Source organism: Thermomonas sp., assembly GCF_047606765.1.
Taxonomy (GTDB): Bacteria; Pseudomonadota; Gammaproteobacteria; order Xanthomonadales; family Xanthomonadaceae; genus Thermomonas.
Genome location: NZ_JASGED010000025.1, coordinates 1 through 24,318, shown reverse-complemented (window position 1 = coordinate 24,318; position 24,318 = coordinate 1). Strand labels below are relative to the sequence as shown.

The window sequence follows — 24,318 nt, the reverse complement described above, 5'->3', positions numbered from 1 at the left end:
GGGAGGCAGGCTTTACCATCTGACATGGGAACGGTGGCTCCGGATTGGACGTTTGCTCGACACAAACATCTTCACCCGGATCTGCCGTTCCTTTTTGATGCCAATCCCCGGACTTCGGTGAAGAACCTTTTTTTATCTGCCTTGTTTTTATCCGCCCCGCGCTTGCATCCAGACCCGCGCCACGCCGACACTGCGGCGACGCCATCCGGGGCCGGCCCCACATGACGCAAGCAAAAATCAGGCTCTCGCTCTGGCCGGTAGCCCTGTTGGCAGCGCTGCTGCAGGCGGGTTGCCAACCCGCCAGCGCGCCTGCCGGGCATGCGCCGCAGTTGCCGGCGCAGGCCAGCCAGCGTGCGGCATCGCGCCCGGTGGAGGCTGCCTACGTCCTGCGCGACCGCCTGCTGGCCCATGACGGTGCCGGCTTCGCCCGGCTGGCAGTGCCGCCGGCGCTGCATGCGCAGCTTGCACAGGCATGGACGGAAGGCCGCAGCCGCTGGCCGCTGGACGAACTGCCGCTGGATGCGCGCATCCCGCCGATGCTGGCTGCCTTGCAGGCACCGGGCGCGGAAACCGCGCTGATGACCACCTTCCGCAAACAATTTGCAGGGGCCGATGCCGACATCGATCAGGCCATCCGCACCCTGGTGGTGTTCGGCGGCGAGTACGTGCAGAAGGAAGCGGCCTATACCCCCGAAGAGCGCGACCACATCGCGCAAAGCATCCGCGCGCTGGGCGACTGGGGCGTGCGGGCACCCTTGTCCGACCCGGCCCGCGCCCGCTCGTTCTTCACTGCCCTGTGCGCTGCGGCGCGCCGCAGCGGCATCGATGGCAAGGCCATGCCCAAGGCGTTTGCACGGTTGGGGATGACCCAGAGCCTGAACCGGCTTTCCCCCTTCCTGTCCACCCTGCTCGACCAGTTGCGCCGGCAATACGGGCTGGACATCGACGCCAGCCTGCGCAGCCTGCAGGTGGAGTTGATGCAGCAGACCGGCGACAGCGCCCGCCTGCGCCTGCGCTACGAACTGGCCGGGCAGCCGGTGGATGCGGTGGTGCCGGCGGTGCGGATCGACGGCCACTGGTACCTGGCCAATCTGGTGCGGCGCGCGCAGGCCAGCGCCATGGGCGGCGACGCACCACCTCCGCCATAATGAGCGGGATGCAGAACCGCCCCACGCCCCCAGCCCAGGCCAGCCTGTTCGATGCCGCGCCCGGGCCCGATGCCCCTGCCGCAGGCGATGCCCCCACCCTGCCGGTGCCGGACTTCCTGCCGCCTGTCGTCGATGCCGCATCGACCGACACTGCGCCGGGCACGCCGCCGCCTGCCCGCCCGCCGGAACCCAAACCGCCGCTGTGGGCGCGTTTGCTGGGCCGCCTGATCGACCCCTGGCTGAAGCTGGACATCGCGCCCGACCAGCCCAGCCTGCACGACGATGGCCGCAGCCCGGTCTGCTATGTGCTGGAGGATTACGGCCTGTCCAACGCACTGATCCTGCAGCGCGCCTGCCGCGAGGCCGGCCTGCCTTCGCCCTTGCAGCCAATCCCGGGCGACCCGCTGGGCCGCAAGCGCGCCTACGTGGCGCTGTCGCGCCGGCATGCCAATACCCTGCAGGCGCTGGGCCTGATCCCCGGCCCGGAGCACAAGACCCACTCCGGTTCGCTGGCACGGCTGCTGCAGGCGCATCGCGCCAACCCCAACCTCAATGTGCAACTGGTGCCGGTGTCGATCTACGTCGGCCAATCGCCCAAGCGCAGCAGCGGCTGGTTCAGCGTGCTGTTCTCGGAGAACTGGGGCATCGTGGGCCGCTTCCGCCGGCTGCTGGCGCTGCTGCTCAACGGACGCGACACGCTGGTGCAGTTCGCGCCGCCGGTCTCGCTGCACGACATCGTGGCCGAAGGGCTGGAGCCGGAGCGCACCGTGCGCAAGCTCAGCCGCGTGCTGCGCACCCACTTCCGCCGCCTGCGCGAGGTGGTGATCGGCCCCGACCTGTCCACCCGCCGCATGCTGGCGGACAAGGTGCTGGGCGCGCCGTCAGTGAAGGACGCGATTGCCGACCAGGCCAGGCGCGACAACAGCAAGCCGGAAGACGCCTGGAAGAAGGCCAATGGCTATTTCTGGGAAATCGCCGCCGACTATTCCAACACCGTGGTGCGCTCGCTCAGCTTCCTGCTGACCTCGGTCTGGAACCGCATCTATCGCGGCGTGCTGGTACACCACCTGGACCAGTTCAAGCAGGCCGCGCCGGGCCATGAAGTGGTCTATGTGCCCAGCCATCGCAGCCACATGGATTACCTGCTGCTGAGCTACCTGCTCTACAGCCACGGCATCGTCGCCCCGCACATCTTTGCCGGCATCAACCTCAACCTGCCGGTGGTCGGCACCATCCTGCGCAAGGGCGGCGCGTTCTTCGCCCGCCGCAGCTTCAAGGGCAATGCACTGTATTCGGCGGTGTTCCGCGAATACATGGCGCAGCTGGTGGCCGGTGGTTACTCCATCGAGTACTTCATCGAAGGCGGGCGCTCGCGCACGGGCCGGCTGCTGCAGCCCAAGGGCGGCTCGCTGGCGATGACCGTGCGCGCCTACCTGCGCGCGCCGACCCGCCCGGTGCTGTTCCAGCCGGTGTACATCGGCTACGAAAAACTGATGGAAGGCCGCAGCTATCTGGACGAGCTGACCGGCAAGCCGAAGGAAAAGGAATCCATCTGGCAGTTGCTTACCGGCATCCCCAAGGTGCTGCGGCAGAACTACGGACAGGTGGTGGTGAACTTCGGCGAGCGCATCCGGCTGGATGACCTGCTGGCCGAACACGCGCCGGACTGGAACGGCAAGGCCGTGTCCGAGGACGAGAAACCGGCATGGTTCGCCAGCACCATCGACGCACTCGCGCAGCGCATCCAGGTCAACGTCAATCGCGCGGCGGACGTGAACCCGATCAACCTGCTGGCGCTGGCACTGCTGTCCACGCCCAAGCATGCGATGGGCGAAGCCGACCTGCTGGCGCAGATCGCGCTGTCCAAGACGCTGCTGGCCGACGTGCCGTATTCCGAACACGTGACCGTGACCCCGCACACGCCGGAGCAGATCGTGGCGCACGGCGAGGAAATCGGCATGCTCACGCGCACGCCGCATCCGCTGGGCGACGTGCTGGGCGTGGATGGCGACACCGCCGTGTTGCTCAGCTATTTCCGCAACAACGTGCTGCACCTGTTCACCGCCTCGTCGTGGATCGCGGTCTGCTTCCAGAACAACCGCCGCATGGGCCGCAACCAGCTGCTGCAGCTGGGCCGCAGCCTGTATCCGTTCCTGCAGGCGGAACTGTTCCTGCCGTGGGACGAGGACGGCTTTGCCGAGCGCATCGGCCGCACCATCGACGTGTTCGTCCGCGAGGGTTTGCTCGAACAGGTCAGCGACGAGGAAGGCGGCATCCTGCAGCGCAACTCCGGCCAGACCGATGAAGTGTTCCGCCTGCGCGCCATCGGGCATTCGCTGCAGCAGGCATTCGAGCGCTACTACATCGCCATTTCGGTGCTGGTGAAGAACGGCACCGGCACGCTGGGTTCGGGTGAACTGGAAACGCTGTGCCAGCAGGCCGCGCAACGGCTGTCGCTGCTGTACGCACCGGCCGCGCCGGAGTTCTTCGACAAGGGCCTGTTCCGTGGCTTCATCCAGAAGCTGCGCGAACTGAAACTGGTGTGGCCGGACGAAAACAGCAAGCTGGTGTTCGACGACCGCCTGAAGGGCTGGGCCAGGGACGCCCGCGTGGTGCTGGGCCGCGAACTGCGCCATACCATCGAAAAAATCACCCCGGACACCACCCGCATCAGTGCGGAGCAGCCGGCGCTGCCTGCGGAGTAACTTCCTGCGAAGTAGCTGGCAGGCCTGCGCCTGCGTCGCGATCCTCCGCCGCGCAGACCCGGTTGCGGCCCTGCCGCTTGGCCTCGTACAGCATGCGGTCGGCCAGCATCAAGGCCAGCGGCAGGCCACGCTCCTCGCGCGGCCAGGCATCGGCCACGCCGATGCTGACCGTGACCTGCTGCGCCGGATCGGGCAGCGGTTTTTCCAGCGCCTGCACCGCTGCACGCATGCGCTCTGCCAGCTGCGCAGCGGCATCCAGATCGGAGCCGGGCACGACCACCGCAAACTCCTCGCCACCGATGCGCGCCACCATGCCGGGCGCATCGGCCATGATCGCGGTCAGCACGCCCGCCACCTTGCGCAGGCAGTCATCGCCCACGTTGTGCCCGTAACGGTCGTTGAGCGATTTGAAATGGTCGATGTCGATCATCATCAGCGCCAGCGGCTGGCCCGTCTGCGCCGCATGCAGCCATGCCTGCCCGGCGGTTTCCTCGAAGCGGCGGCGATTGGCGATGCCGGTCAGGTCATCGATGCGCGACAACTTGTGCAAGCGCCGCACTGCGGCCTCGGTACGCACCAACAGCAAGGTGCTGCGGAAGCCGTAGCCGAACACACCCAGCACGATCCCGACGATGCCCACCATCGTTGCCCCGCGCGCCACCACCAGCGCCGACATCACCAGCACCAGCACGGTCACCGCCAGCGGACTGGCCGCCCGCGCGAACGGCGCCAATCGCACCGCACCCAGCCACATCCGTGGCGGTCGCGGCGATGCCGCCAGCACCACTACCAGCATGAACGGCAGCACGGGCAGCAGTTGCACCCAGGCCGCCGTCAGCGCCGGGTCGGCCTGCACCATCCGGTTGTAGAGGAAGGTGGCAGCAAAGCGCAGCAACAGGAACGGAAACAGCAGGCCGAAGAAGCGCAGTTCGTCATCGTTCTCCGCCGCCGCCCGGCGTACCCCGGCCAGCAGCACCAGGAACACGTTCTGCATGTCCGCCAGCAGCACCGGATCGACTTCACCAAAACCCGCACCGAACAGGCCCAGACGAATGCCGCAGTACAGTGCGCCCAGAATCGCCACCAGCCCGCTGTCGATGACGCGCAGCAGGTTGTCACGCCGGCCAAGCCCGACGATGCTGATCGCCAGCACCATCGGCAGGATGCCCAGCAGGTACAGCACGCCCGCTGCCACCGGGAACGGCACGTCCACACCCGACATCCGCTGCTGCAGGCCTAGCAGCATGCCCAGCACCCACAGCAGCCAGGCCATCGCCAGCAGGCTCCAGCCGCGCGCCAGCGCCCAGCCATGGCACTGGCCGCAACGCATCGCAACGCCCACCGCCAGCAAGCCGGCAGCGGCCTGCATCAGGTTAGACGCCCACGGCGGTGCAAACCCGATCACCAGGGCATGCAGCAACAGGAACCCAACGACTACGGTAAAACGCATGCGTCGCTCTATCGCCAATATCCGGCGCTCATGCCGGCTGGTCGGGGATCATGGACGATTCCAGCCGCGCGATCTGATCCTTCAACTGCAGCTTGCGCTTCTTCAGGCGCTTGACCGCAAGCTCGTCGGCGCGGATATCGGCCTGCAGGCGCTCGATGGCGGCATCCAGATCACGGTGTTCCTGGCGCAGCTCGACCACCCGCCGCGCCATGCGTGAAAGTTCCACGGGATCAAGGGGCTGGCTCATGCCGCGAGCATAGCGCAGGTAAAATGCGCCGAATGAACGCCGTCATTCCCCTGCCCCTTGCCGAGCCGCAGTCCCTCGCGCAGCGAAAGAAGCGCGAGACCGACAAGCTGGCCAAGCGCCTGCGCCACCAGGTGGGCAAGGCCATCGCCGACTTCGGCATGATCGAAAACGGCGACAAGGTGATGGTCTGCCTGTCCGGCGGCAAGGACAGCTACACCCTGCTGGACGTGCTGCTGCAATTGCAGAAAAAGGCACCGGTCGAGTTCAGCATCACCGCGGTCAATCTCGACCAGAAGCAGCCCGGCTTCCCGGAACACATCCTGCCCGAGTACCTGAAATCGATTGGCGTGGACTTCCACATCATCGAGCAGGACACCTATTCGGTGGTCAGCCGGGTAATCCCGGAAGGCAAGACCATGTGTTCGCTGTGCTCGCGCCTGCGGCGCGGCGCGCTGTACACGTATGCGGAGCAGCACGGCTTCACCAAGATCGCGCTGGGCCACCACCGCGATGATCTGGTCAACACTTTCTTCCTCAACCTGTTCTTCCACGCCAAGCTCTCCGGCATGCCACCGAAGCTGCTGAGCGATGACGGCAAGCACGTCGTCATCCGACCGCTGGCCTACGTGCGCGAGGACGACATCGAAGCCTATGCCGAGGCCAGGCAGTTCCCGATCATCCCCTGCAACCTGTGCGGCTCGCAGGAAAACCTGCAGCGCAAGCAGGTGAAAAAGATGCTGGCGCAGTGGGAAAAGGACACGCCGGGCCGCATCGAAACCATGTCGCGGGCGCTCGGCGATATCCGGCCTTCGCAACTGAGCGACCCCAAGCTGTTCGATTTTCTCTCGCTCGGCAAGCGCAGCGACGGCGATTTGCCCGATGCCCATGCGTGGCTCGCAGGCGGTGAGACGCCGCGCGAGGACGATTGACCGCAGTTACGACGCAACACCTCGATACCGTCATTCCGGCGCAAGCCGGAATCCAGCTTTTCCAACGTTACGGAAACAAAAAGCTGGACCCCGGCTTTCGCCGGGGTGACGCCCGATAACGCAATTCTGGGATACACGATGTTTTTTCGCAACCTTACTCTGTTCCGTTTCTCCCCTTCGCTTGATCTTTCCGACCTCGAACAACACCTCGCCGAATGCGCGCTCAAGCCAGTCGGCCCGCTGGAGCTGTCCTCGCGCGGCTTCGTCCCGCCGTTCGGCCAACATGGCGAAGCCTTCAGCCACGGCATCGAGGAATCGCTGTGGATCACCGTTGGCGGCGAGGACAAGCTGCTGCCCGGTGCGGTGGTCAACGACCTGTTGCAGAAGAAGCTGGCCGCAATCGAAGAAAAAGAAGGCCGCAAGCCCGGCGGACGCACCCGCAAGCGGATCAAGGACGAACTGGTCACCGAGCTGCTGCCGCGCGCTTTCGTGCGCCCGGTGCGCAGCGATGCGTTGATCGACACCAAGCTCGGCGTGATTGCGATTGACACCTCATCGCGCAAGAACGCGGAAAGCGTGGTCTCGGAAGTGCGCCGCGCACTGGGCAGCTTCCCCGCGCTGCCGGTGAATGCCGAAGTCGCGCCGCGCGCCATCCTCACCGGCTGGCTTGCAGGCGACCCGCTGCCCGATGGCCTGTCGCTGGGCGACGAATGCGAACTGCGCGACCCCGCCGACAGCGGCGCGGTGGTGAAGATCCAGCGCATGGAACTGGTCGGCGATGAAATCAACAAGCACCTTGAAGCCGGCAAGCAGGCCACGCGGCTTGCGCTGACGCTGGATGACCATGTGAGCTTCGTGCTGGGCGAAGACCTCGTCGTGCGCAAGTTCAAGTTGCTGGACGGTGCGGTGGATCAACTGGAATCCACCGACCGCGACGACATCGCCGCCGAACTCGACGCCCGCTTCGCGCTGATGGCCGGCGAGTTCAAGCGCCTGTTCGCGGTGCTGGAGAAGGCGTTCAAGCTCAGCAAGGCGGATTGATCCGTAGGGGCAGGCCCCCGTGCCTGCCCGATTTGTTTCCCGACGGCGGGCAGGCACAGGGGCCTGCCCCTACATACAATCCGTTTCATGCGCTCCCTGTTCCGCCTGCTGTCGCCCGCCCGCATCGCGCCGAAAGCGCCTGCGGTGCAGCGCGACAGCATTGCTTTCGTGCTGGACGACGGTCGCCGTATCGAGGTGCTGCGGGTGCGCGACCCGCGCGCGCGGCGGATCCGGCTATCCGTCGATGAACGCGGCGCACGGCTGACCCTGCCGCTGCGCGCCAGCCTGATTTCCGGCGAGCGTTTCCTGCATGAGCATCGCAACTGGCTGAGCCAGCAAATGGCGCAGCATGCACAGCAGGCCGGCGAACGGTTGCAACGCGGCGTCACCACGTCATTGCCACTGCGCGATGCCGAAGTCCCGCTGCACTGGGACACCGCACGCGCGGCGCGGCTGGATTTCGATGCCGACGGCGCACTGCGTTTCGCCGCCCCGGCCAATGCCGGTGATGCGGCGCTGCGGCGGGCGCTGAAGGATTTCTACGAGGCGCAGGGCCGCATGGATGTGGGCCGCTGGCTGCCGAAGTACATCGCCGGGCTGCCGCGCGCGCCGCGCCGGATCACCTTCAAGCGCACCGCTTCGCAATGGGGTTCGCTGGCGCCGGACGGCACGCTGTCGCTGGATCTGTCACTGGTGCTGGCGCGGCCATCGGCCTTCGAATATGTGCTGGTTCACGAGCTTTGCCACCTGATCCATGCCGACCATTCGCGCCGGTTCTGGCGCGAGGTGGAAGCGCGCTGCCCGGACTGGCGGGCGGAGCGCGCCTATTTCCACGCCGAGGGCCACCGCCTGAAAGGCCGGTTGCGGGCATTGCTGACCGGTTGAGCCGCCGGTTTGCGTAGTCATGTAAACCCACTGTCTGCAACGGGCACCGAGACCAACATGACCACGACCGTATTCCGCCTGCTGGCGATCGCCGCACTGGCCGCTACCCTTGTCATCGCGCCGGGCTGCAGGAAGGCGCAGGACGCCGCCATCGAGCAAGCCCTCGAAAACGCCACCGGCGCCAAGGTGGACAAGGACGGCGACGCGCTGACCTTCAAGACCGACAAGGGCGAGGTGAAGATCGCCGCAGCGGAAGACGGCGGCAGCGTGGCGCTGCCGGATGGCTTCCCGGACGATGTCTATCTGCCCGACAACCACAAGGTGGCCAGCGCGATGGACATGGGCGGGATGCAGATCGTCAACCTGACCACGCCTGCGGCGATGGGCACGGTCTATGCCGATGCCGACAAGGCCATGCAGGGCAAGGGCTGGAAACGCGAGATGGCGATGCAGTCCGGCGATGGCAGCACGCTGATGTACACCAAGGGCGACCAGCAGGTGGTCTATCAACTGCTGAAGGGTGACGACGGCGGCACCCAGCTGGCGATCCGCACCGGCAACGCCGCAGGCGGCTGAAGCTCAGCCGCGCAGGAACTCCCGCACCGGCGCGGCGACCTCGGCGGGCTGCTGCATGTGCAGATGGTGGCCACCGGGCATGACCAGCAGCCGCCCGTGCGGCAGCAATGCAGCACGGCGACGGCGCAGATCGTCCGGCAGATAGGGCTGGGCCGGGTCGGCGAACAGCGCAAGCGTCGGGCATTCGATGCCGGCCACCAGCGCCTCGACCTGCGCTTCGGTCATCCGCACCAGCGTGGGCAAGGTCAGGCGCGGGTCACTGCTCCACACCCAGCCACCTTCCACCGGGCGCAGGCCGCGTTCCACCAGCAGCCGCACCAGCGGCTCGTCCAGCCCGCTGCCGGGCACCCGCCCGGCCAGCATGCGCGCGCGCACTGCGCTGTCGATGTCGGGAAAGACACGCATCGGCCTGCCGGTGGCGCGCTGTGCGGCCACCGCCTCGCGCAGGCGTGTGACTGTCCGCTGCGGGTCTTCGGCCAGTGCGCCCAGCGCTTCAATCGCCACCAGCCGCGTGATGCGATCCGGGCAGGCGGCGGCGACCATGCTGGCGATGCCAGCACCCATCGAATGCCCGAGCAGGGCGAACTCGTCCCAGCCCAGCGCGTCGGCGGCGTCCAGCACTGCACCGATGGCCCCGGCGAAGGTGTATTCCGCCGCCTGCGGCAGATGCACGCTGCGCCCGTGGCCTGGCAGGTCCAGCGCGACAAGCTCGATGCCGCCCAGATGCGCTGCCATCGGCAGGAAGCTGGCGGCATTGTCCAGCCAGCCATGCAGGGCCAGCACGCGCGGGCCATCGCCACCGTTGCGCAGCGCCGCCAGCATGCCGTTGGGGGTTTCGAGGCGCAGTTCGTGCATCAGGCCCAACCCGCCTCGCCAGCCGCCAATGCGGCGATGGCGTCGGCATGTGCATCGGATGCGTTCAGGCAGGGGATGTAGCGCAGCGCTTCGCCACCCGCCGCGCGAAACAGCGCCGCGTCCTGCATCGCGATTTCCTCCAGCGTTTCCAGACAATCCACCGCAAAACCGGGACAGGCCACATCGACCTTGCGCACGCCCGCGCGCGCAAGGCTGCGCAGTGTTGCCACCACGTCCGGCTGCAGCCACTTGCCCTTGCCGAAGCGCGACTGGAAGGTCAGCAGGATGTCGCCGCGCTTGATGCCCAGCGCGCGTGCAATCGCCTGCGTGCTGGCCTCGCACTGCTGCGCATACGGATCACCGGCATCGACCACCCGCTGCGGCAGGCCGTGGAAGGACAGCAGCAGGCGCTCACCGCGACCATGTGCATCCCAATGCGCGCGGATGGATGCCGCCACGGCGGCAGCCCAGCCGGCATCGGCGTGGTAGTCCTGCAGCATCTGCACGCGCAGGTCGCCCACGTGTCCGGCGATGGCATCGGCCATCGACAGTGTGGTGGTGGTCGAATACTGCGGATACAGCGGCAGCACTCGCACCTCGCGCACGCCTTCGTCGCGCAGCCCGCGCAACACATCGGCCAGTGACGGCGCGCCATAGCGCATCGCGTGCAGCACTCGCCAGCCGGGCAGCCGCGCCTGCACCGCACGCGCCAGCGCCTGCGTATGCACGGCCAGCGGCGAGCCGCCCTCCATCCAGATGCTGGCGTATTTCCTCGCCGCCACCGGGCTGCGACGCGGCAGGATCACCCGGCGCAGCAACGGCAGCCACAGCCAGCGCGGGAGTTGCACCACGCGCCGGTCGGACAGGAACTCGTCCAGATACGCAGACACCGCCGGCGCAGTTGGCGCGGCGGGCGTGCCCAGATTGGCAAGGATCAGGACGCGGCTGGCCTGAATGGGGTCGGCTTGCATCGGCATAGGATGACATGCGGATGCGGCAAAGCCTGATGGAACACGCGCAGCGGCGGCATCAATCTGGCCTCCGGTTTCTGGAGTAGAGTGGAGAAATGAACATGACTGACCTGGTTCTGGAGCATCTGCGCGGCATTCGCTCGTCGCTGGATGGGCTGCATCAGAAGGTGGATGGCCTGACGGAGCGCATGGGCAACGTCGAGCAATCCATCGCGCATCTGTATGCCAACGGTGCGGAGCAATCCGTGCGCATCGACCGTCTCTCGAACCGCGTCGAACGCATCGAACGCCGCCTTGAACTTGCCGGCTGAACCGTTGATCGCCACAGGTTGCACGTCGGTTCATCGCCATCGGCCTAGCCTGAACGCCCCACCATCGGACGACCGCATCATGACGCCACGCCGCCTGACCCTTGCCCTTGCCGTCCTGCTTGCCACTGGCAGCGCCATGGCCGGCGATCGCGAAGATGCCCGCGCCGACAATGCCGTGCGCGTGGTCAGGCAGATCCAGGCGATCCCGGAAGCCGCCATCCCCGACAAGCTACTGGACGATGCCAAGGCCGTGGTGGTGATCCCGGACACGATCAAGGCCGGTTTCATGCTGGGTGGCCGTCGCGGGCTGGGCATGCTGTCGGTCAAGACTGCCGAGGGCACATGGTCAAACCCGGTATTCGTGAAATTGACCGGCGCCAGCTTCGGCCTGCAGGCCGGCGTGCAGTCCGCCGACGTGGTGCTGGTGTTCCGCAATGACCGCAGCCTGGATTCCATCGTCAACGGCAAGATCACCCTGGGCGCGGATGCCGGCGTGGCCGCAGGCCCGGTGGGCCGCAATGCCGCCGCCGCCACCGACGGCCAGTTGAAGGCCGAAATCTGGTCGTGGTCGCGCGCGCGCGGGCTGTTCGCGGGCGTGGCGCTGGACGGCGCGGTGCTGTCCATCGACAAGGACGCCAACCGCAACGCCTACGGTGCCGGCATCACCCCGCGCATGGTCTTCGAAAGCCGCATCCCGCAGGCGCCGTCCGCCGCCATCGTCGGTTTCCGCGATTCGCTGGAGGAAGCCAGCGCCGCCGCCCGCCACGCGCGCCAGAAGGCCGCGCCGCAACCGGCAGCGGAACCCGCAGGCTCCAGCGTGCAGCCGCTGGACACCGGCAACCCGGCCACCACCACGCCGCTGGAACCTGCAACCAAGCATTGATGGGATCAGCGGTAGAATCGCGATTCATTCCACTACACAAGGTGCATCCATGGGCAGCTTCAGCATCTGGCACTGGCTGATCGTGCTGGCCGTCGTGCTACTGGTATTCGGCACCAAGCGGCTGACCTCCGGCGCACGCGACCTCGGCAAGGCGGTGGACGAGTTCAAGAAAGGCATGCGTGGTGACGAGGACAAGCCAGCCGCGCGTATCGGCGATGACAGCAAGGCTGCAAACAGCGAGCAACGCGAACGCGACGACGTCGCCCGCTGACGCCTGCGGCACGCGATGTTTGATTTTTCCTTCGGCGAGATGATGGTCGTCGCTCTGGTGGCGCTGGTCGTGCTTGGGCCGGAACGGCTACCGAAGGCTGCGCGCTTCGCCGGGCTGTGGACACGCCGCGCGCGCGCGCAGTGGCATTCGGTGAAGGCGGAGCTGGAAAACGAACTGGCGGCCGAGCAGCTCAAGCGCAGCCTGCAGGAAGGCAAGCAGGCCATCCAGGAAACCGAAGCGCAGCTGCGCGACCTGGCGCAGGCCGCACGGCAGCCCGTCGAATCCGATCCCGCACAGCCTGCCGAAGACCCGCCGCGCGATGGCTGAACTCGACGACACCGAACGCCCATTGATCGCGCACCTGCTGGAATTGCGCGCGCGCCTGCTGCGTGGTGCAGCCGGGCTGATTCTGGTGTTGCTGTGTCTGTTGCCATTTGCCCACAAACTGTATGCGCTGCTGGCGCAACCGCTGCTGGACAAGCTGCCGGCAGGTAGCCAGTTGATCGCCACACAGGTCGCAAGCCCGTTCTTCGCACCGGTGAAGCTGGCCTTCTTCGTGGCGCTGGTGCTAGCGATGCCGTGGCTGCTCTATCAAGCGTGGGCCTTCGTCGCACCCGGCCTGTACCGGCGCGAGAAGAAACTGGCCCTGCCGCTGCTCAGTTCCGCACTGGTACTGTTCTATGCCGGTTGCGCCTTCGCTTATTTCCTCGTGCTGCCGATGGTGTTTGCCTTCCTGACGCGGGTAACCCCGGAAGGGGTGGCGATGATGACCGACATCAGCGCTTACCTCGACTTCGTGCTGGTGCTGTTCCTTGCCTTTGGCCTTGCCTTCGAGTTGCCGGTAGCGCTGGTACTCCTGGCGCTGCTGGGCTGGGTCACCCCGGCACAACTGCGCGAAGGGCGCGGCTACGCCGTCGTGGGCATCTTCATCCTCGCGGCGGTGGTGACCCCGCCGGATGTGGTCAGCCAATTGATGCTGGCTATCCCGATGTGCCTGCTGTACGAAGCCGGCATCCTGGCCGCGGGCATGATCGGGCGGCAGCCGGGCGCACCGCAGCCCGACTGACGCCGTCAGACTTCGATGCCGTGCTGCACCGCCTGCTGCGAAGGCGGCGCGCCATCACCGAAGGTATCGCGCCAGGCGAGATAGGCACCGCCCACGACCAGCACCAGTACCACGGCGGCGAAGCCCAGCATCAGCAGCGTGGTCAGTGCAACGCCAAGCGCGGGATGCACCGCGCCGCCCACGATGCCCGCAAGTCCAGCGACCAGCACGGTCACCAGTGTTGCCAGCAGCAGCGCGCCCACGAACAACACGCCGGCCAGCAGGTTGGCACCGACGTTGCGCACCGATGCGCGCAAGCTGTTGCGGATCGCATCCAGCAGATTACTGCCGGAGAACAGCATCAGCGGGATGGAGAACAACATCAGCGCATAGCTGAAATAGTTGAACACCAGTTGCACCAGAAACAGCAGGCCGGCGTTCTTCGGCTGCGGCATGGCACCGATCTGCCCTTGCATCGCGCCCTGCATGGCTTGCACATACTCGCGCCAGTAATCGTTGCCGGCAATCGCCACCACCAGCGCGCCGCCCAGCATCGCCAACGCGATCTGCAAAAGCCCCAGCAATCCCAGGCTGCGACCCCGCGCATCGCGCAACGGCGCGAACACGTCGCGCGCGCGCACCGGACGGCCTGCCTCGGCTTCGCGGACGACGTGCATCAATCCACCCAGCAGGATCGGGACCAGCACGACCACCAGCACGCTCAATGCCAGGCCCACCGCCAGCGCCTTGCCCAGATCGGGCGCGCCGCCAGTGCCGGACAATCCCACCACCGCCGACAGCCCCAGCGCCAGCAGCAGTGCAGCGGCATACAGCGCCAGGATCAGCAGCAACGCCGCCCCGAACACCGCACGCGGGTTCTTTGCTCCCAGGTCGATCGCCTGCTTGAACCAGACCAGACCCTGGCCTGCCGACAATTTCCGAATTTGCATGACGCTCCCCGTAGTGACGCGCGCAAGGATACCGGAGCCGCGTCTCAACGCCGCGCGTGGCGGACAAACCGGCGCAGCACGGCGCGGGCGTGCGGGGTGGCGGAGACCTCGCCGGCCAGCCGTTTGTGGCAGCGGCCCTCGCGGGCCAGCGCATCGGCGCGTGCGCGGATGTAGCCGCGCATGTGCATGCCGCTGAACTCCGGGTGGAACTGCACGCCCCATGCGGCATCGCCCCAGCGGAAGGCGTGGCAGGCGTCGTGGCCGTTGCGGGCCAGCACCACCGCGCCCGGCGGCGGGCGCAGCACGCTTTGCAGATGGGTGGCCTGCGCCGGAAAGCCTGCGGGCAAGCCGGTGAACAGCGGATCGGCGTGTGCCTCATCGTGCAGGTCGATGCGCACCGTGCCCATCTCGCGTCCGTTGGGGTTGTCACCCACCTCGCCGCCCAGCGCATGCGCAATCAACTGATGACCGTAGCAGATGCCCAGCAACGGCAAGCCGGCGTGGGCGGCCTCGCGCAGCCAGTCGGCGCTGCGCTCGCTCCAGTCCGCGCGCTCCGTCACCATCGCCGCCGAACCGGTGACCAGCACGCCGGCGAAGCCCTCGCGTGCGGGCAGGTCATCGCCACGCTGCGCATCGACCACCACCGCTTCATCGCGATCCAACCCGGCGGCAACCCGAATCCAGTGGGCGAAGCTGCCATGGCGGCGCATCGAAGCGACGGGCTGGCCGGTTTCGATGATGAGCAGTGGCGCGGTCATCGGCATTCGGAGGGCGCAAGCGAGGCACTTATACTAGCCGGCCACGTTGCACTTTCCCCTGCCCGACATGGCCGTTCCGATCACCTTCCAGCAACTCGTCTCGCGCCTCAACGCCTATTGGGCGGAGCAGGGCTGCGTCCTGATCCAGCCGCTGGACCTGGAAGTCGGCGCAGGCACCTTCCACCCGGCCACCTTCCTGCGCGCGCTGGGACCGGAACCGTGGAACGCCGCCTACGTGCAGCCTTCGCGCCGCCCCACCGATGGCCGCTACGGCGAGAACCCCAACCGCCTGCAACGCTATTACCAGTATCAGGTGGTGATGAAGCCGTCGCCGGACAACATCGTCGAACTGTATTTCGATTCGCTCAAAAGCCTGGGCATCGACCCGCTGGTACACGACCTGCGGCTGGTCGAGGACAACTGGGAATCGCCGACGCTCGGCGCGTGGGGCCTTGGCTGGGAGGTCTGGCTCAACGGCATGGAAGTGACCCAGTTCACCTACTTCCAGCAGGCCGGTGGTCTTGAATGCAGGCCGGTGCTGGGCGAGATCACCTATGGCCTTGAGCGCTTGTGCATGTATCTGCAGAACTGCGACAACGTGTATGACCTGGTGTGGACATATGGCCCGGACGGCGCGCCGGTGACCTATGGCGATGTCTATCACCAGAATGAAGTCGAGCAGAGCGCGTACAACTTCGAACACGCGAATGTCGAGGAAATGTTCCACCGTTTCGACGCCTGCGAAGCCGAGGCGATGAAACTGGTCGAAGCCGGCCTGCCGCTGCCCGCCTATGAACAGGTGACCAAGGCCAGCCACAGCTTCAACCTGCTGGACGCGCGCCGCGCGATTTCCGTGACCGAACGCCAGCGCTACATCCTGCGCGTGCGCAAGCTGGCGCAGGCGGTGGCGGAAAGTTATTACGCCCAGAGGGAGAAGCTGGGGTTTCCGGGGTTGAAAAAAGCTTGATGCTGTCATTCCGGCGCAAGCCGGAATCCAGCTTCTTCTTTTCCCGAGCTACAACAAAACTGGATTCCGGCTTGCGCCGGAATGACGGGCAAACAGCGAAGGCTTCATTCCATGACCACCACGCAACCCCTCCTGATCGAACTCGGCACCGAGGAACTGCCCGTCAAGGCGCTGCCCGGTCTTGCGCAGGCCTTTTTCGATGGCGTGATCGCTGCGCTGGAAAAACGCGGCGTTGCCATCGAACGTGGCGATGCCAAGCCGCTGTACACCCCGCGCCGCCTGACGGTGCTGTTGCCGGGCGTGGCGAGCGAGCAGCCGGAGCAGACCTCCGAAGTCCTCGGCCCCTATCTCAACATCGCACTCAACGCCGAAGGCAAGCCGACCAAGGCGCTGGAAGGCTTTGCCGCCAAGGCCGGTGTTGCCTGGACTGCGCTAGAGAAAACCAGTGACGCCAAGGGCGAGCGCTTCGTGCATCGCGCCACCACGCCGGGCGCACGCACGCTGGACTTGTTGCAGGCGGTGCTGGACGAAGCGCTGGCCGGCATGCCCATCCCCAAGCCGATGCGCTGGGGCGACCACACCTACGGCTTCGCCCGCCCGTTGCACTGGCTGGTGGCACTGCTGGGCGAGGAAGTGGCGAACGTGGAAGCGCTGGGCATCCGCGCCGGGCGCGAGACGCGCGGGCATCGCTTCCATCATCCGCACAACATCGCCATTGCACATCCGCAGGATTACGTGGAAGCGTTGCGCGGCGCGAACGTGCTGGTTGATGCCGACGAACGCCGCGCGCGTATCGTCGATGAGGTGCAGCGCGCAGCAAAGGCCGCAGGCGGCAATGCACGCATCGATGAAGGCAACCTGGAACAGGTGAACTGCCTCAACGAGTGGCCGGTGGCCGTGGCCTGCGCGTTCGAGCGCGACTTCCTCGCGGTGCCGCAAGAAGCGCTGGTCGAAACGATGGAAGCCAACCAGAAGTTCTTCCCGGTGCTGGATGCGCAGGGGCGGCTGACCGAGCACTTCATCGGCATCGCCAATATCGAATCGAAGGACGCCAGCGAAATCCGCAAGGGCTATGAGCGCGTGATCCGCCCGCGCTTTGCCGATGCCAAGTTCTTCTTCGACGAGGATTTGAAGCAGGGCCTGGTTTCAATGGGCGATGGGCTGAAAACCGTCACCTATCAGGCCAAGCTGGGCAGCGTGGCCGACAAGGTGGCGCGCGTGGCAGCACTGGCCGAAGCCATCGCCCCGCAGGTCGGCGTGGATGCGGCGCTGCCGAAGCGCGCGGCGCAACTGGCAAAGAACGACCTGCAAAGCCGCATGGTCAATGAGTTCCCGGAATTGCAGGGCATCGCAGGCCGCTACTACGCGCAGCGTGCGGGTGAGCCGGGCGATGTGGCGACTGCCATCGACGAAGCCTACCGCCCGCGTTTTGCGGGTGATGACATTGCTGCGTCCGGCGTAGGCAAGGTGCTGGCGATTGCGGAGCGGCTGGACACGCTGGCCGGTGGTTTCGCGGCGGGCCTGAAGCCGACCGGCAACAAGGACCCGTTCGCGCTGCGGCGCAATGCGCTGGGGTTGGCACGCACGGTCATCGAGTCTGGTTTCGATCTTGACCTGAAAACGCTGCTGTCGAAAGCAAACGAAGCACTTGCAGCCAAGAACGTGCAGGCCGACGTCGGTGAACTCTTTGACTTCATCCTCGACCGCCTGCGCGGCTACTACAGCGACAAGGGCGTCCCGGCTTCGCACTTCAACGCCGTTGCCGAACTGAAACCCGCCTCGCTGTACGACTTCGACCGCCGCATCGACGCCATCGGCGTGTTCGCGCAGCTGCCGGAGGCCGCTGCACTCGCCGCCGCCAACAAGCGCATCGGCAACATCCTTAAAAAAGCCGACATCGCCATCCCGGCAATGGAAAACGCCGCGCTGCTGTCCGAGCCCGCCGAGCTGGCGCTGGCCGAAGCGGTGGAAGCCGTCTACGCCGACACCGATCCGGCACTTGCGCAGCGTGACTACGTGGCTGCGTTGTCGCGGCTGGCGCAGTTGCGCGCACCGGTGGATGCGTTCTTCGACGCGGTGATGGTGAATGTCGATGACGCCGCCGTGCGCGCCAACAGGCTGGCCCTGCTCAATCGACTGGCCGAGCGGCTGGGCAGCGTGGCGGCGATCGAGCACCTGTCCGCCTGATTACAGCCTGTATCCGTCATCCCGGCGAAAGCCGGGATCCAGTTCTTGCTTGAGTCATCGAAAGGCTGAAAAGCTGGATACGCAGACACAAGGTCTGCGAAAAGATGCCGGCTTTCGCCGGGATGACAAGCACATGCCAGGGATGCACGACAGGTTCGGAAAACCTTACTTCTCCTTGCGCCAGTTGATCGACGCGCGGTTTTCCACCGTGCTGGATTCAATCTGGATGTCGAAGCCCTTGCGCAGCAGGTACTTCAGCATCGCCACCTGGCCGGTGCCAAGCAGCGACACGCCGTAACCAACGTACAGTTTTGGCGACAGGTATTTGCCGACGCTGAGCACGTCGCTACCCAGCGCGCGCGATTCCACCACGCCGGCATCGTCCAGCCCGATGCGATTGCCCAGTTCCGCCGCCAGCAGGCCGGTGCTGGCATTGAGCGCGGACTTGGCCGCGCCCAGCCGCTGCGCTTCGGCACCCGACACCGTGGACAGCGGACGTCCAAGCGTCAGGTAGGCCAGCGCTTCGGATTCGCTCTTGGCGGGATCGGAATACACCGTGGCCTGCGGCGACGACGCACTGCCCTGCACGCGGATGCCGGCGGTGACGTCGCCCACTTCACGCTCGGCGCGGATGTCCAGCCGCGGGTTGCCGACTTCGGCATTGGCCCAGCTCATGCGGCCCCGGCTGATCTTCAGGTTCTGCCCGTAGGCGCGATAGCGACCTTCCACTTCCAGCGTGCCGGTGGCGCGCATGTCGCGGCCGGGTTGCTGGCGCAGGCGCAGGCTGCCGGCAAGACTGCCATCCAGCCCGAAGCCGTCGATCTTCACCGCATCGCCCACCTGCAAGGCAAGATCCATGTCGAGCCGCGTGGGCGCGCTGCGGTTGGGTTCCACCGGGTCCAGCACCACCACGTCGGGCGATGGCGTGATACCCATGTCCAATCGTTCCAGATGGATGTCGGCCTCGGGCAGGTTCAGCGTGCCGGTGACTTGCAGCGGCTCACCCGCGCGATAACGCACGCTGATATCCGGCGATGCCACCGCACGCAATTGGCGCGTATCGGAGACCAGCACGTTCTCGCCGCGCACGTTGACTTGCAGCGGCGTGTCCTGGTTGCGCCAGTTGAGCGCGCCATCAATCCGCAGCGTGCCGTCGCCGGAACGCAGGCTGCCATCGATGCGCGCGCTGCCGTCGTCCTGCGCGGTCAGGCGCAGATCACCATCCTGCATGCCGATGCCAAGCGCGGGCAGTTCCGCAGCGAACGGATGCAACCGGCCACTGCCACCGATCATCGGCTGCGCGCGGGTGCCGGACAGGCGCAGGTCGGCATGCAGCGCACCGGTTGGATCGACGATGTCGGGCGACAGCAATTCCATCCACGTCAGCGCGTCGGTATCCACCCGCAACTGCCCGTCCAGCGGCGCGTGTTCGTCCCATCCGGTGGCGATGCGTGCATCGATGCGGCCATCGTCGTCCAGCACTGCGCCAAGGCGGGCATCGATCCGGCGTGGATCGAAGTCGGCATCCAGTTTCAGGTCGCGATAGCCCAGCACATCACGCCGCGAACGCGCGGAATTGCGCATGCCGCCGCTGGCAGAGACCAGCGCAAGTTTGCCGCGCCATGCGTTGCCTGCCGGTTGCAGGCTTGCATCCAGATCGGTGTGGCCAACCAATGTCCATGCCCTGCCGTTCTCGCGCTTGGGCAGATAGGGCGCAGCCAGCGCCAGCGGCAGCGCCTTGCCCTGCACTTGCAGCCCGCGACGCGGCCAGTCCGCCTGCGCGCACAGGTCGCCGCCGTCGCTGGAACGCAGGCAGGCCGATGACAGCGTGCCGTTGCGGCCATCCCAGCCCCAGCGCGCCGGTTGCTGCAGCGCCCAGCTCGCACCGAGTGTAGGATCGAAGCGCAGCGCGGCAAGCGTTCCCTGCCAGCGCGCGCCCTGTTTGCTGGCATCGCCACGCAACGCGAGCTTGCCCACGTCGCCTTGTGCATCGGCATCAAACTGCAAACGCTCCACCGCGCCACGCAGCCGCGCCTGCAAGCCATGCAGCGGCAGCCCGGCCTGCACGCCCTGCGCATCGATGTCGAGCGCACCGTTGCCGTTGCGCCACGGCAGCTTGCCTTTCGCCACGACGCGCTCGGCACGATAATCGCCAAACACAATCCCGCTGCCGTTCAGATCGGCTTCGACATCCGGCGCGTTGCGCGCGCCGCGCAATTTCAAATTTCCGCGCAGCGTGCCCGCGCCATCGGGCAGCAGGTCGGCCAGTTGCAGCGGCGCGAACTCGGCATCAACCTGCATCGTCGCGGCAATCTTGCCTTTTGCATCGATCCGGCTTTCGCCAAGCCGCAGCGCAACTTCGCCCGCGTAGGCATCGCCTTCCACGTCGAGCACGGCACGCCCGGACAGCGCGCGGCCACGCAGCTTGCCGCCAAGTTCATTCGCTTCGACGTGTGCAAGCAATGCACCGCCGTCGCGCACTTCGCCATTGCTGCGCAGCTTGCCGTTGATGGCACCGGCCCAGTCGGGCAGGAAATAGCCGGGGTCGAAGCCGGCCAGCATGGCATCTGCCTTCCATTTCAGGTTCGGCGACCACGCCACGTCGCCGCTGGCATCCAGCCGGCCCTGCGGCATGCTTGCGCGCAGTGATTGCAGCTGCATCGCAGTGGTATTGCCGATGCCGGCCAGATCGACGGTGGCGCGGTCATCGCCACGTTGCAGCCGCGCCTGTCCTTTCAGCGCCCAGTGCTGCGGCGTGCCGGCAAGACCGAAGTCGCCATCGCCGCCGATCTGCGTTTCGCCATCGCTGCTGCTCCAGCGCAGGCCGCGCGCATTCAATGCAAGTTTCAGGCTGGCGGCATCCGCATCGCGCAGGTCGGCATGCCCATTCGCGGTGATGCGGCCTTCCAGCAGATCAACCACCAGCGGCTGCAACTGCAACTTGCGTTCGTGCAGGCTGATCTTCGATGGCAGGATGGTGGCGGCAAACTCGCCCTGCCTGAAGCTGCCGCGCACATCCGCATTGCCGCCGATGCCGCCCGCGTCCACGTTGAACGCCAGCGCTTCACCCGCTTCGCTGCTGCCGGTGAGCAGGCCGGGTTCCAGTGCATCGCTGTTCGCGCGCAACTGCCAGCGCGGCGCGTCCTTGTTGCCACGCAGGGTCAGCGTGGCGCGCGTCGGTGCAGGCAGCCGCCCGGCCACCGCCACGTCCATGCGTGACAGGTCACCTTTCGCCACCAGTCCAAGGCGCGGCGCGGTCTTGCCGGCGGGCGCGGGCAACACGGCAGTGGCGACCAGATCGGTGCGGAAATCCTTGCGCGGCTCATAGCTGCCGTGCGCGTCGAAGCGGCCACGGTCGCTATCGATGGACAGGCGCTGCACCTGCAACCTGCCCGGCGCGGCGCGCAGGCCACCGCGCGCGCTGCGGATGGCGATGAGCGCTTCACCTTCCTGCGTCACCGTGAGGCCATCGATGCGGATGGCATCGGCTTCCAGTGCCAGCGGCGGCGCAATCTGCGGCAGCACGTCCGGCCACTGCGGCAATTCAAACGGCGTGTCACTGCGCGGCAGGTCGAGCCGTGCGCCGCGCAACTCAAGTGCATCCAGCCGCAGGGTGCGGCCCAGCAACGGGCGGATCGCAGGATCGAGGGTCACCTGCTGGGCATCGAACACGATCCGCCCCATCGCGCAGCTTGCCTGCGGTGTGGGCTTGCATTCCGGATCGCGCTGGCGCGGCATCGAAAAATGCACGCCGTGCAGCACCATCGGCCCGGACACCGGGCCTTCCGCGTTCTTCCATGTGAGCTGCGTGTCCGCAGGCAGGCGCGCCACGATCTGCCGCAGCAGCATGTCGCGCCCGCCGATGGTGGTGAGCAGCCAGTACAGCAGCGCGCCGGCAAACACGAGCAAAACCAGCGTGCCGATGCCGCTGCGGATCGCGAGCTTGCGCTGGCGCGCGCGGCGCAGAGTGCGCAATTCCGCGATGCGCGCATTGCGCTGTTCGTCGGTGGCATCATCCGCGAGCGGTTCCAGCCCGTAGCGGCGATAGCGGCGGTAACGCTCGCGCAGGTTCACAGGTCGGCCCCGATGTTGAGGTGCAGGGTGAACGGCGAATCCGGCGACTTCAGCCCGCGCGCGATGTCGATGCGCACCGGCCCCACCGGCGAGCGCCAGCGCAGGCCGATGCCGACGCCGGTGTGCATGTCCGGTGTCTTGCCATCGAACGCGCTGCCGCTGTCCACGAACACCGCCGCGCCCCACGGGCCCTTGAAGTAGCGTTCGTACTCCACGCTGGCGCTGACCATGTTGCGCGCGCCGAGTGCAAATATCTCGTCGTTTGCATTGCGCGTGCGCGGGCCGACCTCGCGCCAGCCGTAGCCGCGAATGCTGCGGTCACCACCGGCAAAGAAGCGCAGGCTGGGCGGCAGCGCCGACACCGCATCGGCAAACGTATGCCCCAATTCACCACGCACGATCATGCGGCTGTCGGCATCGAAACCGTGGAACCACTGCATGCTGGCCTGTATCTGGCCGAAGCGTTCGCTGAAGCCGTCGCCACCCGCGCCACCGCGCAGCATCAGCGTGCCGCCAATGCCACGGCGCGGCGCAAGCCGGTCATCGACATCCACGTATTCCGCACGCAACGCCGGGAACGCGAAGCTGGCGAACTGATAGGTCGCATCCGGGCTGCCGGCATCGGCAAACAGCCAGCGCTCGCGCAGCACATGCAGCGCCGCGATCACATTCAGACGTGGGTTGAGCTGGCCGCTGCGACTAAGCACAAACTCGACGCGGCGGGTGTCCATGAAATCGGTCTGTTCGTCTGCAGCTTGCAGGCTGGCGCTGTACCAGCCGTCCAGCCATGCGAAGGCCGGCACGCGGTACTGCATGGTCAGCGCCTTGCGCTTCTGCCCGTAGTCGAGCTGCGCCAGCGCCTTGTGCCCGCGCTTGTTCAAATAGCGGCGCTCCATGCCCAGGCTGACGCCGGCACCACTCAAGGTGCCGTAGCTCAAACCGGTGGTGTAGATGCTGCGCGGCGCGGGCGTCAGGTTGACCTGCACCGGCACCTGCCCGTCCTTTTCCTGTTCCGGCTGCGGGGCAACATCGATCAGGCCGAAGTAATCCAGCCCCACCAGCGAACGCCGCAGCCGTTCCAGCTTGGCTTCGTCATAGGGTTCGCCCGGCTCCCAGTTGACCAGCTTGTGCAGCAGGCGCTCGCCGATGATGGCCTGCGGCTCCTGCGTGAACGTGGCATCGCCCAGCATGTGGCGCGTGCCGCTCAACCAGCGCAGGTCGATGTCGGCGGCATGCTCGGCGCGCGTGACTTCCACCTTGCGCTGCTCGAACTGCGCATCGAAATACCCGTGTACGGCCAGTGCCTTGCTCACGCGGTTGCGGCTGGCATCGTAAGCGGCGTGTTCCAGCACTTGCCCAGTGCGCGGCACGAACGCAGCCAATGCTTCCTGCACCAGATCATCCGCGCTCGCATCGCCCTGCACCTCGACCCGATAACCACGCACCCGCACCGGCTGGCCGGGATCGACGTGAATCAGCACCGACAGCGTGCGGCCTTCGCTGTTGCGGCTGGGCGCGGGCGTGGCGGTTTCGGAGTTGGTTGCGGATGTTGATTCCGATGCCGCTTCGGCAGGCGCATCGCTGCCGGTTTCTGCATTCGTTTCGACCGGCGCGTCGCGGTCACTGCGGCGGATGCTGATGACCGGCGAGTAATAGCCGAACGGTTCCAGCGCCTCGCGGGTTTCGCGCTCCGCCATGCGCAGCAGGTAGTTCAGGCGGCGCGGGGTGATCTCCTTGTCCAGCTCGTCTTCCAGCGTCAGCGCACTGCGCACGTTGGCCTGCATCGCCTCGTCAGACAGCCCGGTGATCTCCACCCGCTGCACCCGCGCCGCACTGGCGGCGGCGCTGGCAAGCAGGCAACAGGTAAACAGGGCGATGGCGGGCAGGCGTGGCGGCATCCGCAAAGGATACCGATGCCGGGTGAATCGCGGCTCACGCTGCGTGAACGCGGATTTGTAGGAGCGCCCCATGGGCGCGACATGGGTTGCGAGAAAGCCGTCGCGGCCATGGGCCGCTCCTACAAGAGCTTGCTGTTTCCTTCTCCCCGCTACGCGGGGAGAAGGTG

At 66.6% G+C, this 24,318-nt stretch carries 21 protein-coding genes and 1 pseudogene; 14 read left to right on the top strand and 8 right to left on the bottom strand.

What is annotated here, in order from left to right; translation table 11 throughout:
- The 3 genes from QM612_RS02925 to plsB all read left to right on the top strand — a co-directional run.
- Positions 1 to 225: hypothetical protein (locus QM612_RS02925; protein WP_415252401.1), on the top strand; the 225-nt coding region annotated here is incomplete at its 5' end.
- On the top strand, positions 222 to 1,148 hold the full coding sequence (locus QM612_RS02920; RefSeq protein WP_415252400.1) for a hypothetical protein: 927 nt from the start codon (positions 222 to 224) through the stop codon (positions 1,146 to 1,148). The genes QM612_RS02925 and QM612_RS02920, both read left to right, overlap by 4 nt.
- An 8-nt stretch (positions 1,149 to 1,156) precedes the next feature.
- On the top strand, positions 1,157 to 3,853 hold the full coding sequence (plsB, locus tag QM612_RS02915; protein WP_415252399.1) for a glycerol-3-phosphate 1-O-acyltransferase PlsB: 2,697 nt from the start codon (positions 1,157 to 1,159) through the stop codon (positions 3,851 to 3,853).
- Here the strand turns inward: plsB and QM612_RS02910 are convergent.
- Positions 3,819 to 5,303, bottom strand: a complete 1,485-nt coding sequence (locus QM612_RS02910) for a GGDEF domain-containing protein (RefSeq protein ID WP_415252398.1) — start codon at positions 5,301 to 5,303, stop codon at positions 3,819 to 3,821. The two genes, plsB and QM612_RS02910, sit on opposite strands and share 35 nt — an antisense overlap.
- A gap of 28 nt (positions 5,304 to 5,331) precedes the next feature.
- Positions 5,332 to 5,550 (bottom strand): YdcH family protein, encoded by a 219-nt coding sequence (locus tag QM612_RS02905; RefSeq protein WP_415252397.1) that lies wholly within the window; start codon positions 5,548 to 5,550, stop codon positions 5,332 to 5,334.
- A gap of 32 nt (positions 5,551 to 5,582) precedes the next feature.
- Between QM612_RS02905 and ttcA the strand changes: the two genes are divergently transcribed.
- The 4 genes from ttcA (at position 5,583) to QM612_RS02885 (ending at position 8,981) form a co-directional block, all read left to right on the top strand.
- Positions 5,583 to 6,479 (top strand): tRNA 2-thiocytidine(32) synthetase TtcA, encoded by an 897-nt coding sequence (ttcA, locus tag QM612_RS02900; RefSeq protein WP_415252396.1) that lies wholly within the window; start codon positions 5,583 to 5,585, stop codon positions 6,477 to 6,479.
- A gap of 138 nt (positions 6,480 to 6,617) precedes the next feature.
- Positions 6,618 to 7,520: a recombination-associated protein RdgC gene (locus QM612_RS02895; protein WP_415252395.1), complete on the top strand. Its 903-nt coding sequence runs from the start codon at positions 6,618 to 6,620 to the stop codon at positions 7,518 to 7,520.
- Between the two features lie 105 nt (positions 7,521 to 7,625).
- Positions 7,626 to 8,405, top strand: a complete 780-nt coding sequence (locus tag QM612_RS02890; RefSeq protein WP_415252402.1) for a M48 family metallopeptidase — start codon at positions 7,626 to 7,628, stop codon at positions 8,403 to 8,405.
- A gap of 57 nt (positions 8,406 to 8,462) precedes the next feature.
- On the top strand, positions 8,463 to 8,981 hold the full coding sequence (locus QM612_RS02885) for a hypothetical protein (RefSeq protein WP_415252394.1): 519 nt from the start codon (positions 8,463 to 8,465) through the stop codon (positions 8,979 to 8,981).
- Between the two features lie 3 nt (positions 8,982 to 8,984).
- Here QM612_RS02885 and QM612_RS02880 read toward each other — a convergent pair whose 3' ends face one another.
- Positions 8,985 to 9,836 (bottom strand): alpha/beta fold hydrolase, encoded by an 852-nt coding sequence (locus QM612_RS02880; protein WP_415252393.1) that lies wholly within the window; start codon positions 9,834 to 9,836, stop codon positions 8,985 to 8,987.
- Complete coding sequence (gene hemH / locus QM612_RS02875; protein WP_415252392.1) at positions 9,836 to 10,807, bottom strand: ferrochelatase; 972 nt, start codon at positions 10,805 to 10,807, stop codon at positions 9,836 to 9,838. The genes QM612_RS02880 and hemH overlap by 1 nt, the downstream gene beginning before the upstream one ends.
- A 101-nt stretch (positions 10,808 to 10,908) precedes the next feature.
- On the opposite strand from hemH, the gene QM612_RS02870 reads away from it, so the two are divergent.
- The 5 genes and pseudogenes from QM612_RS02870 (at position 10,909) to tatC (ending at position 13,338) form a co-directional block, all read left to right on the top strand.
- Positions 10,909 to 11,118, top strand: a complete 210-nt coding sequence (locus tag QM612_RS02870; RefSeq protein ID WP_415252391.1) for a hypothetical protein — start codon at positions 10,909 to 10,911, stop codon at positions 11,116 to 11,118.
- Between the two features lie 79 nt (positions 11,119 to 11,197).
- Positions 11,198 to 11,992 (top strand): annotated as a pseudogene (locus QM612_RS02865) (lipid-binding SYLF domain-containing protein); the annotation flags it as partial.
- A gap of 58 nt (positions 11,993 to 12,050) precedes the next feature.
- The gene (tatA, locus tag QM612_RS02860) at positions 12,051 to 12,272 is read left to right on the top strand and encodes a Sec-independent protein translocase subunit TatA (RefSeq protein WP_415252390.1); all 222 of its coding nucleotides are present in this window, start codon (positions 12,051 to 12,053) and stop codon (positions 12,270 to 12,272) included.
- 15 nt (positions 12,273 to 12,287) lie between these two features.
- Positions 12,288 to 12,599 carry a Sec-independent protein translocase protein TatB gene (gene tatB, locus QM612_RS02855; RefSeq protein WP_415252389.1) on the top strand — a complete coding sequence of 104 codons (312 nt, stop codon included), beginning with the start codon at positions 12,288 to 12,290 and terminating at the stop codon, positions 12,597 to 12,599.
- Positions 12,592 to 13,338, top strand: a complete 747-nt coding sequence (gene tatC / locus QM612_RS02850; RefSeq protein WP_415252388.1) for a twin-arginine translocase subunit TatC — start codon at positions 12,592 to 12,594, stop codon at positions 13,336 to 13,338. The genes tatB and tatC overlap by 8 nt, the downstream gene beginning before the upstream one ends.
- Positions 13,339 to 13,343: 5 nt before the next feature.
- On the opposite strand, the gene QM612_RS02845 is transcribed toward tatC, so the two are convergent.
- Both QM612_RS02845 and QM612_RS02840 read right to left on the bottom strand, forming a co-directional pair.
- Positions 13,344 to 14,267: a BPSS1780 family membrane protein gene (locus QM612_RS02845; RefSeq protein WP_415252387.1), complete on the bottom strand. Its 924-nt coding sequence runs from the start codon at positions 14,265 to 14,267 to the stop codon at positions 13,344 to 13,346.
- A 44-nt stretch (positions 14,268 to 14,311) separates the two neighbouring features.
- Positions 14,312 to 15,025: a glutamine amidotransferase gene (locus tag QM612_RS02840; protein WP_415252386.1), complete on the bottom strand. Its 714-nt coding sequence runs from the start codon at positions 15,023 to 15,025 to the stop codon at positions 14,312 to 14,314.
- Positions 15,026 to 15,092: 67 nt separating this feature from the next.
- Between QM612_RS02840 and glyQ the strand changes: the two genes are divergently transcribed.
- Together glyQ and glyS are read left to right on the top strand one after the other, a co-directional pair.
- Positions 15,093 to 15,992, top strand: a complete 900-nt coding sequence (gene glyQ / locus QM612_RS02835; RefSeq protein ID WP_415252385.1) for a glycine--tRNA ligase subunit alpha — start codon at positions 15,093 to 15,095, stop codon at positions 15,990 to 15,992.
- 111 nt (positions 15,993 to 16,103) lie between these two features.
- Positions 16,104 to 18,179 carry a glycine--tRNA ligase subunit beta gene (glyS, locus tag QM612_RS02830; RefSeq protein WP_415252384.1) on the top strand — a complete coding sequence of 692 codons (2,076 nt, stop codon included), beginning with the start codon at positions 16,104 to 16,106 and terminating at the stop codon, positions 18,177 to 18,179.
- A 165-nt stretch (positions 18,180 to 18,344) separates the two neighbouring features.
- Here glyS and QM612_RS02825 read toward each other — a convergent pair whose 3' ends face one another.
- Positions 18,345 to 22,253, bottom strand: a complete 3,909-nt coding sequence (locus tag QM612_RS02825; protein WP_415252383.1) for a translocation/assembly module TamB domain-containing protein — start codon at positions 22,251 to 22,253, stop codon at positions 18,345 to 18,347.
- Positions 22,250 to 24,151: an autotransporter assembly complex protein TamA gene (locus tag QM612_RS02820; protein ID WP_415252382.1), complete on the bottom strand. Its 1,902-nt coding sequence runs from the start codon at positions 24,149 to 24,151 to the stop codon at positions 22,250 to 22,252. Before QM612_RS02820 ends, QM612_RS02825 begins: the two co-directional genes overlap by 4 nt.
- Positions 24,152 to 24,318: the final 167 nt, after the last annotated feature.